General features: G+C 43.7%; 1 protein-coding gene. It reads right to left on the minus strand.

Features of this window, described 5'->3' with window-relative positions; translation table 11 throughout:
• Positions 1-388: 388 nt before the first annotated feature.
• On the minus strand, positions 389-1,444 hold the full coding sequence (locus H7J92_RS16040; protein WP_343228099.1) for an IS110 family RNA-guided transposase: 1,056 nt from the start codon (positions 1,442-1,444) through the stop codon (positions 389-391).
• Positions 1,445-1,527 lie beyond the last annotated feature (83 nt).

Below are 1,527 nucleotides of genomic sequence, written 5' to 3' on the forward strand. Positions count from 1 at the left end.
GGGACGCTTTCTTACCTCTAGTCAAGGGTTTTGTTAGAATAAAAGATACGTACTATGATTTACTATCCGAATAGGCGTGTGAAACCACAGCTAGTGAGCACCCCGGGATTTCCGCTCCAGACGGTACGCTTTCCGGGGGGCGTGGCCTTGAGCCTCCTCGTTCGCTTCGCTTCCTGCGGGGTCTCAAGACGCACGCTGATCCCCCAGGAGTCGACCGTCTTCCGCTCCAATCCTATATAGCGAGCGAAAGAAGCCATCCCCCGTCATGATCTAATTGCTTAAACTGAAAAAATTAGTAAAATCTGAGCTTTATTTTTGCATATGCTAAATAGACCTAACGAATTGCTGTTTTTCGAAAGGAGAAATGTGCTATAGTAAAGCTATCCTTTTACGCACTAGCCATGGCGAATGCATAGTTATAGGGGATGCTGTGTTGAATAAGGTGAAATGCGACTTTCAGGAACTTATTCACACAAGCGATCACCGCAACCTTATGAGGCTTACTCTGGGGTTGCTTTTTTAATTGGTCATAGTAATCAACAATGGTATTTTGTGTTCGTTTTCGTAAAGAAATCATGGAAATAACCATGAAGTACAGAATCTTCCTTAACCTACGGTTCCCACGTTTATTGATTCGATCTTGATAGTGGAGCTTCCCTGACTGATACCGTTGAATATCAATACCGGCGTACGCATTCACCTGTTTGTTATTTTGAAAACGGCGAATGTCTCCCAACTCTCCAATAATCCGAACAGCGGTAGCTTCTCCAATGCCTGGAAAAGATATGAGCACTTGAAAATCGCTACGTTCCTTTGAAAGTTGGACCATCTGTTTGATGATCTCTTTTTTCTGGCGTTTCAGTTCTTTGACTCGTTGGGCACACTCCTTTAGGTGCTGACACCGCACATCTGTCGCCTGAATGGCTGGATAGGAATTTTCAGCAGCTGCCAGTAGAAGTGCTGCCTTTTTCTCCGCTTGTTGAAGTGATATATTTTTGAGCGAAGTCTCTTTCACTCGGCTCTGTATCTCTTCCAACGATAAACCCTTTATCAAATCTGGATGAGGGTAATGTTGTACGATTTGTAAGAAGTGAAGAGAACTCCTAGAGAACACGTCTTCCAATAAGGGAAAGCTTAACTGCAGAAATGCATGTAATCGGTTCGCATATTGTCGACTTTCATGTTCTAAATCGTCGTAGTACCTTCCCAATGCCCGCATTTGTTCAAAATATTCTTCGTGTACATAGGTTTTATTCCGCTCTGTCTTGAAATGCGATTTAGCTAGTTCATGTGCATCGCTGATATCCGTTTTGTGTCGCCGCATACTACCTGTAGCCATTTGTAGTTTAGCTTGTAGAGGATTTATCCGGCTATAAGGATATTGCTCGTTCTGTAGGAAGCGCTCTAGGCCCTGCGAATAAACACCGGTTGCCTCGAATACGATTTCTGGTAGTTGACCGTCTAGTTTCCTAACCGCACACTAAGTAACCCGAACCTTTTGTATTTTTTGCGATCGTTCGTCTTTCA

The sequence above is a fragment of the Sporosarcina aquimarina genome (assembly GCF_019748715.1).
GTDB classification, from domain to species: domain Bacteria; phylum Bacillota; class Bacilli; order Bacillales_A; family Planococcaceae; genus Sporosarcina; species Sporosarcina newyorkensis.